The 7,856-nt window shown below is 44.3% G+C and carries 7 protein-coding genes; 2 read left to right on the plus strand and 5 right to left on the minus strand.

Features of this window, described 5'->3' with window-relative positions; translation table 11 throughout:
• Positions 1-27 precede the first annotated feature (27 nt).
• The 3 genes from GVO62_RS18490 to folM form a co-directional block, all read right to left on the minus strand.
• Positions 28-921, minus strand: coding sequence for a carbon-nitrogen hydrolase (locus GVO62_RS18490; RefSeq protein WP_159120510.1), 894 nt, complete (start codon positions 919-921; stop codon positions 28-30).
• Positions 908-1,972 carry an agmatine deiminase family protein gene (locus tag GVO62_RS18495; RefSeq protein WP_159120511.1) on the minus strand — a complete coding sequence of 355 codons (1,065 nt, stop codon included), beginning with the start codon at positions 1,970-1,972 and terminating at the stop codon, positions 908-910. Before GVO62_RS18495 ends, GVO62_RS18490 begins: the two co-directional genes overlap by 14 nt.
• A 147-nt stretch (positions 1,973-2,119) precedes the next feature.
• Complete coding sequence (gene folM, locus GVO62_RS18500) at positions 2,120-2,827, minus strand: dihydromonapterin reductase (protein ID WP_159120512.1); 708 nt, start codon at positions 2,825-2,827, stop codon at positions 2,120-2,122.
• Positions 2,828-2,987: 160 nt separating this feature from the next.
• On the opposite strand from folM, the gene folE reads away from it, so the two are divergent.
• Positions 2,988-3,671: a GTP cyclohydrolase I FolE gene (folE, locus tag GVO62_RS18505; protein WP_105932671.1), complete on the plus strand. Its 684-nt coding sequence runs from the start codon at positions 2,988-2,990 to the stop codon at positions 3,669-3,671.
• Positions 3,672-3,756: 85 nt separating this feature from the next.
• Here folE and GVO62_RS18510 read toward each other — a convergent pair whose 3' ends face one another.
• Together GVO62_RS18510 and GVO62_RS18515 are read right to left on the minus strand one after the other, a co-directional pair.
• On the minus strand, positions 3,757-3,999 hold the full coding sequence (locus GVO62_RS18510) for a hypothetical protein (protein WP_159120513.1): 243 nt from the start codon (positions 3,997-3,999) through the stop codon (positions 3,757-3,759).
• A gap of 349 nt (positions 4,000-4,348) precedes the next feature.
• Complete coding sequence (locus tag GVO62_RS18515; RefSeq protein WP_159120514.1) at positions 4,349-6,298, minus strand: alpha-amylase family glycosyl hydrolase; 1,950 nt, start codon at positions 6,296-6,298, stop codon at positions 4,349-4,351.
• Between the two features lie 281 nt (positions 6,299-6,579).
• Between GVO62_RS18515 and GVO62_RS18520 the strand changes: the two genes are divergently transcribed.
• Complete coding sequence (locus GVO62_RS18520; RefSeq protein WP_105932674.1) at positions 6,580-7,797, plus strand: MFS transporter; 1,218 nt, start codon at positions 6,580-6,582, stop codon at positions 7,795-7,797.
• The last annotated feature ends 59 nt before the right edge of the window (positions 7,798-7,856 follow it).

The following is a 7,856-nucleotide window of genomic DNA, read 5'->3' on the forward strand; positions in this document are numbered from 1 at the left end:
CTCAGACTCTGACCCCACTTATTTAGGTTAGTCGCGCCAGCGTTTGGTTAGTTCGTCGTAGGCGTCTATGCGGCGGTCGCGGAAGTAAGGCCAAATGCGCTTCACTTGCTCGGTGCGCTCCATATCAAGCTCAACGGTTAGGGTGGTTTCGCCCTCAGCCTCGGCTTTGGCCAAAATCTCACCTTGTGGGCCTGCAACAAAGCTTTGCCCCCAGAACTGAATGCCCGGGTCACCTTCAACAGGCGATGCCTCAAAGCCGGTGCGGTTTGCCACGATGACTGGAACAGAATTCGCCACGGCATGAGAGCGCTGAATGGTTTCCCATGCACCGTGCTGACGCGCACGCTCTTCTTCTGTGTCAGTTAAATCCCAGCCAATCGCGGTAGGATAGAACAACAAATCTGCGCCTGCCATTGCCATTAGGCGTGCTGCCTCTGGATACCACTGATCCCAACATACCAATACGCCAAGCTTACCTACGCTGGTTTCAATAGGCGTGAAGCCCATATCGCCCGGTGTGAAGTAAAACTTCTCATAAAAGCCTGGATCATCGGGAATATGCATTTTACGGTATTTGCCTGCAATTTCTTTACTGCGGTCAAATACTACGGCAGTGTTGTGATACAAACCTGAGCCGCGCTTTTCAAATAGCGACGTCACTAATACGATATTGTGCTTTTCGGCGAGTTCACCGAAAAAGTCTGTCGCTGGGCCTGGAATTGGCTCAGCCAAGTCAAAGGCGTCAGTATCTTCTTGCTGGCAAAAATACAGGGTGCTGTGCAGTTCTTGAAGAAGAATACACTCGCAGCCTTCAGCCGCTAATTTAGCAATTTGTTCAGCACTTTTATTCCAGTTCGTTGCTTTGTCGTTATCAGCAACGGCCTGTTGTACCAGACCCACTTTTAGCTTAGCTGGGCGCATGTATAGACACTCCTTTTTTTAAGGTGGTGATAATTGAATCTTTTAACGTATTTGTGGGTACCTGCATGGAAATACAATGCAAGCTGCCGTATTGTCTTACGAGTACACTGCAATCAATTGGTTCAACAATATGATTGGGATGTGCTCTTTTTACTGTTTCAATGGCTTCTGCGTCTTCTTCTTCACCATAAACAGGCAGTAAAATAGCGTTGTTACAAATCAAGTAGTTAGCGTACGATGCCGGCAAGCGATCCCCTTCATCATTTACAATATTAGGCAGCGGTAAATGAAACTGTTCATGCTCAGGCAGTTCAAGGGCGCACTCGTCACACAACGCTTTTAACCCTTCAAAGTGACTATCGTTAGGGCGGTTGTTACAGGCTTGAATCACTAAGCCTTTATTCGGGGTGAAGCGCACCAAGGTGTCGATGTGACCATCAGTGTCATCGCCTTCTAAATGACCATTTTGCAAAACAGTCACCTTGCTGCAGCCCAGCATGTCTTTAAATGCATCTTCATAGGCACTTAAGGACATATCGCCGTTGCGCTCCGGGTTAAGCAAACACTGCGCGGTACTCAGTAAATGCCCGTTTTCATCAATCTCTAACGCACCGCCCTCTGCAACAATAGGACTGCTGCGTAGTGCAGATTTACACATGGCGGCAAGATAACGCTGATTGGCAAGGTTATCCTCAGCAGCATTAAACTTATTACCCCAACCGTTAAAGCGAAACTCTACCGGCGAGCCATTACCTTCACTATCTTTACAGGTGATGAAACCGTAGTCGCGCATCCACGTGTCGTTAAAGGATGCTGGAACAATAAGCACTTGTGCACTTTCAGGCAGACGAGATAAAACGTTGTCAACATCATCAGGGGCACACAATAAAATAACACTCGCATTATTGCGATTTACTGCCGAGATCACGTTAAGGTAGGTCGTTCTCGCTTCTTCTAGCCATGGAGCCCAGTCGGTTTGTGCATGCGGCCATGCCAGCATGACAGCATCGATGTCATACCATTCAGGTGCCATAGTACGGTTGCCGTGCATAGTAAAATTCCAAATAGCGTAAAAATAGGGTTCGGATTATAGCCATGCCCCACCTGTAGACCAAGGCAAATGGCGATGAAATTAAATGGCTGTGACGATTACTTTATTACATTGGTCTACGCCGGTTAGTTGACGAACGGGTATGCCTTATTTCAAATGCCGCCCACCATTGAGATGAAGGGTTTGCCCGGTCACATAATCACTATCAAAAAGATAGTTCATCGCTTTCACGGCTTCTTGCGCGCCAGGGACTATTTCAAGTAACGACTTTTTAAGTGCTTTCTGTTTATAGGCTTCATCGTCATTTTCATTAAACATAAGCAAAGCAGGAGCAATGCTATTTACTTTTACCTGAGGGGAAAGTTTTTTTGCAAACGATAAGGTGAGATTGTGCAAGGCAGCTTTACTTGCTGCATATGCCATGTGTTTTTCGCTGCCCGTTTCTTGAATGTAATCAGTCATATGAATGATATCGGCTTGGCCTTCATACTCGCGTAGTGCATCTTCTAGCGCTAAGTTAATGCGGTAGGGTGCGATAGCGTGAATCATCATCATTCGCTCTATGAGGCTCTGCTTATCGCTACTGTCTTTTTCTTGTGCCCAATCGGATGCATTATGAATAACGGCCCGATAGGTTTTACTGATTGCCTTAATCTCATCAATTGCTCGATCAATAGCCGCCTCAGTGCTAATATCAGCGTGTAAAACTGTTGCGCCTTTATCCTTAAGCATCGTGATACTCGGGCGTGGTGTTCGATACGTCACCACTACATGCTGGCCTTGTTCAAGTAAACTTTCGGCCATGGCTAGTCCAAGACGTTGGCTAGCGCCTGTTATAAGTACAGGTGATTTCAAGATGATGTCCTTCTTAAATAAGCAGTCGCAGTTTTATTATTGTGTTAGTAGCACTATCGGTAGCAACAACATTAAATAAAAGTCATGTTGTTGTATAACCGAACTTTTACGAGTAACTCAGCGTAGAAGTTCAAAAAAAGCAGTAACAACGGATAAAGCAATGTTAGCAAAAGAAGCGGTAATTGTGCGCGACGCACTGGACCACTCTATTTCAGAATCAGCACAACGTGTACGAGATGCATTGGAGGCCAAAGGGTTAGAAACGCCAATGGTAGCTAATGGGCTGACAGATGAACAGAAGCGAAAGCGAATTGAAAGTGCCATGCGAGATGTTATGGACACGCTTGGTTTAGATTTGGCTGACGATAGTCTTTGTGACACGCCGGCGCGAATCGCTAAAATGTATGTTAATGAGATTTTTGGTGGGCTGGACTATCGAAAGTTTCCTAAAATTACTGCTATCGAAAATAAGATGCAGATTGATCAGCCAGTGCAGGTTTCGGACATCAGCCTGACAAGCACGTGTGAGCATCATTTTGTCACTATTGATGGCACTGCTACGGTTTCTTACATTCCCAAAGACACCGTAATTGGGCTTTCAAAAATAAACAGGCTCGTTGGCTTTTTTGCGCAACGCCCCCAGGTGCAAGAGCGGTTAACTCAGCAAGTGCTCGTGGCATTGCAAACGCTCACAAACACTGAAGACGTTGCAGTGAGCATAAATGCCACACATTATTGTGTTAAGGCGCGTGGCATTCGAGATACGAATTCATATACAAAGACGTCTGCATTAGGCGGCCGCTTCCTTACAGACAACGAGTTAAAGCGGGAGTTTTTCCGTTAGGCTCATCCCGTTGCTAGCATTAAAAAAACCGCTGAATTCAGCGGTTTTTTGTTTAGAGAGACATGAACTAACCTAGAAGCGAAGGTTACTTGATGACATTGTCGTTAATAATCTCATCGACGATAAGATTTACGCGTCCTGCAATCCCGTCAGCGGGGGTCAGGCTTAGTATCTTGTTACAGCAACTGCATGACTCATGCTGTTCGTGATACATATCGCGAAGACTGTCGAGTTTAAAATCATTAATTGCCCCGCAATAAGGGCACATGTATTCCAAAGTGCTATCACTTTGCATCGTTCTATCCGTTACCATGTTAAACATATCCATATGACACAATTCGAATTTCGCCGGCGGCTTAATTCAGAGAAGTACTGCTAATAGTATTCCAAGAAGTCTTAGCAAGAATTAACCTAGCAAGTATTAAACCAAACCTATTGGAGCATGCATGTTCTCACTTCCTGCGCTTTTAGTGGTCTAACGTGTCGCACACTTCCAAGCATGTGAAATAATCACCAACACACTTAAGTATAGTAGTAATTTTTTCAATTGCTTTTGAAACTATGGGATAGTTGTTAAGTTGTTGACGTGAATGAATTTAAATTGTTTGCTGAACAAGTCCCAACTAATCTGCTAGCTGACGCTAGAAATTAGTTGGGTGTAGTTTATAGAAAGATAATTATGCGGGAAGTAGCCACATTTGTTGAAACGGGGCGAGTAGTAGTGCTGAAGAGTTTATCTCGACCGTTTCACCAGTAAGCAAATCTTTACTCGCAGAGTGCTTAAGTGTTGCCAAAATGCTACGGGATAGTGATTGAGGGTGTTCACTAAAGTTACAAATCGCAAGAAGCTTTTCACCCTCAATATTTTCACGCAAAAAGGCGAAGCAATGCTGATTGTGGGTTTCTAGTATATGGGTCTTGGCCTGACCGAAGATGGCGTTCTGCTTCCTTATCGCTATCATTTGCTGAAGACCTTTAAAAACGCGCAGGCTCGCGGTCTGCGCCGTATTTGAAGGTGTGGTTTCACCTAGTGCTAACTGGGTGTCTTCATTAGTCACAGCGATCCGATTTACCCATCTGTCATCGTGTTTCTTGCTATCGTCATCACGGTAGCTGTAGTCATTAAGCTTTCCAATTTCATCACTTGAATAAAGCAAAGGAATACCGCCGATACTAAACGTAATGCCGTAGAGCAATAACATGCGTTTTACCGCTTCGTCTACGCCTTGCGCGTCGTTATCGCTTAGTGCGCCTTCCAAGCCACACAGTGATGCTAGCGACCCGCATACCCGGCAATCGCCGTTAGACGGGTTTTCAGCAAAAGGTACGCCGTTTGCGAAGCTTCCTTCGAACCTTCCGGTGTAAAACTGATTGAGAAACAAACGATGATCGAACGGATTAATGCCAATGTCATGCGCGACAGCATCGTCGAATGTCCATCCTATATCATCGTGACAGCGCACATAGTTTACCCAGGTACAGTTATCAGATATTGCAAAACTCTTTTTCATTGAGCTGGTTAAAAGCCGCGTTTTGCGCGTTGCCAGCGAGTTCCATAGCAACGCCATTAACAGTGGATTGTAAGACAGTTGACACTCGTCTTTATCGATATATTTCAGTACCTCATCGGGATGTACGATAGCTTCTGACTTAAACACTACGGCGGGCGCTACAATTTGAAGACAACAGTTAAACGCTTGAATCAGCACGTGTGCTTTTTCTTGGTTTTCGCAGTTTGTGCCCAGTTCTTTCCATATAAACGCCAATGCGTCTAAACGCAGCGCAGCACAGCCCAGGTTTGCAAGAAAAAGCATTTCTGAAGTGATTGCATTAAATACTTCTGGGTTGCTGTAGTTAAGATCCCACTGAAAACTGTTGAATGTGGTCCACACCCACTTTTCCATTTGCTCATTAAAGGTAAAACTGCCTCTTCTTACCTGTGGAAAGATTTCTCTAAGCGTATGTTCGTACTGATCTGGAATCGTTCTGTCATCAAACAAGTAGTAATAGTTTTGATATTGTTTGTTACCATCTAACGCCTCTTTGGCCCAGGTATGCTCATCTGAGGTATGGTTAAAGACGAAATCGAGAACAAGATTAATCCCTTCTTTTTGGAGTGCGTCAGCAAGTTTTTCCAGATCTTTGACCGTTCCTAAAGTTGGATTTACCTTGCGGTAATCCGAAACTGCATATCCACCGTCACTATCACCTTTAGGGGCATCGTATAAAGGCATCAAATGAACGTAAGTAACACCAAGTGCTTTGAAATAGTCAATTTTGTCGTGTAGGTCGTTGAGCGTTGGTCCCATCAAATCAACATAACAGGCCATTCCGACCTGTTCTTCATCGCGATACCATAAAGGAGAGTCGAGGCGCCGGCTATCTAACTTTTTAAGTGCAGGCTTCCGGTTTTTTAAACCATCTCTTAAAATTTCAACGAGCTTTTGTAAATGAAAATAGCAGTCGTACTGATGACCATAGACGTAAGTATATTTTTCAAAAAGACGGGGAAAATGCGCCTTCAATCGACGAGTGAATGTCGTCGCGTCTTTCTTTGTAAGGCCAGATAAATCGGTAGATGCCAAGATTCTGTCTAAACATACACCACTGTCAGCAGCATAGCTCATAGAAAACTCCAAATTGTTACACACTTGTATGCTAAGTTAGCCCATCCAAATTATCGGGTTTACAGGCTTTTTAAATTCTGTTAACTTTTATCTTAAACGATTAAGCTTATTTTTCAAGGTTATTAAATCGTTATTTTTTACAAAATGAGTACGTGAAACAGTAAACGTATTTTTATGAATTTAAGAAAGGTTAAGCTAATCCTTTCGCCAGTGTAATTGCGAGACAAAATATGCCTAATCATGACTCTAGTAGCAGAATTATCAGGTGGTTGACGTACCTTATGTTTATGATGTTTGCAATGACATCAGATTCTGTAGGCGAGATAATCAAAGAAGTAAAAGTGGCGTTTTCGGTCACTAATGCACAAGCTAGCTTGATGCACTCACTCCCTATGCTGGGTATTGCGCTATCAGGTCTATTTTTGGGCTTTTTAGCCGATAAGCTAGGGCGAAAACCTACCATAATCATAGGGCTCGCGCTTTTTGGCCTAGCATGCTACAGCTTCCTAATTGCCAACGACTTTATGCTTATTGTGAGTCTAATGAGTCTTTCAGGTGTAGCCGTGGGTATCTTCAAAACGGGTGCCCTGGCGTTAATTGGCGATATCTCGTCATCTACTAAACAGCACACAGCTACCATGAACGGCGCGGAAGCATTCTTTGGCGTAGGTGCAATCATTGGCCCGTTAATTGTTGCATACCTTATTCATCAAGGCGTTGCATGGCAGTGGTTATATGTCATTGCCGGTGGTGTTTGCACCGTACTCATTGTGGGGGCGTTATTAGTTAAGTACCCTGCTTATACAAGAAACACCGGAAACGGTGAAGAAAAGGTATCTATAGCGCAAAGTCTGAAATTGGTTAAAAATCCCTATGCGCTGGGTTTCTCGATAGGTGCATTTCTTTATGTTGCTGCAGAAAGTGCAATTTATGTTTGGATGCCAAGCTATTTAGTGTGCGATGCAACCACACTTAAGGCGACGTATGATTGTTATACAGAAGGCTTTTCACAAACGTTGGCCATATATTCAGTGACCGCCTTCTTTATTCTTCGAGCGGCAGGGCGATTTGTAGGCATCTGGATGATGTCTCGTTTCAACTGGGCACTTGTGTTGATGCTATTCACTGGCGCGATTGTATTGTGTTTCGGTATTGGTTTGTGGGGCGGAAAACAAGTTGCCCTGTTCTTGTTCCCTTTGACAGGTATTTTCATGTCAGTCATATACCCAACCTTCAACTCCAAAGGGATAAGCTGTTTTCCTAAGCATCAGCACGGCAGTGTAGCCGGCGTTATATTGTTCTTCACCGCCGCAGGTGCGGCAGCCGGGCCTTTTATAATGGGGCTTGTGAGTGACGCTAATGGCGGCGATGCTAAATACGGTTTCATGGTGGCAACAGGGTTTGCAGCGTTACTATTTGTGGGCTTGGTGTATAACTACATTAAGAACCCTACAAAGGCGCGTTTGGCTGAAATAGAGGCAAGCGAATACGCTAACTAATGTTCGTTTTTTCTTAGGCTTGTCATCAGCAGGCCTTACTTTCTCTTAAACAGTGCCAG

It is taken from the genome of Alteromonas sp. KUL150 (genome assembly GCF_009811475.1).
Lineage (GTDB): Bacteria > Pseudomonadota > Gammaproteobacteria > Enterobacterales > Alteromonadaceae > Alteromonas > Alteromonas gracilis.

Coding starts and splice junctions, on each gene's coding strand:
- GVO62_RS18490 (WP_159120510.1), bottom strand. CDS start 921: ATGCGCCCAGCTAAGCTAAAAGTGGGTCTGGTACAACAGGCCGTTGCT.
- GVO62_RS18515 (WP_159120514.1), bottom strand. CDS start 6,298: ATGAGCTATGCTGCTGACAGTGGTGTATGTTTAGACAGAATCTTGGCA.
- GVO62_RS18520 (WP_105932674.1), top strand. CDS start 6,580: ATGTTTATGATGTTTGCAATGACATCAGATTCTGTAGGCGAGATAATC.
- GVO62_RS18510 (WP_159120513.1), bottom strand. CDS start 3,999: ATGGATATGTTTAACATGGTAACGGATAGAACGATGCAAAGTGATAGC.
- GVO62_RS18495 (WP_159120511.1), bottom strand. CDS start 1,972: ATGCACGGCAACCGTACTATGGCACCTGAATGGTATGACATCGATGCT.
- folE (WP_105932671.1), top strand. CDS start 2,988: ATGTTAGCAAAAGAAGCGGTAATTGTGCGCGACGCACTGGACCACTCT.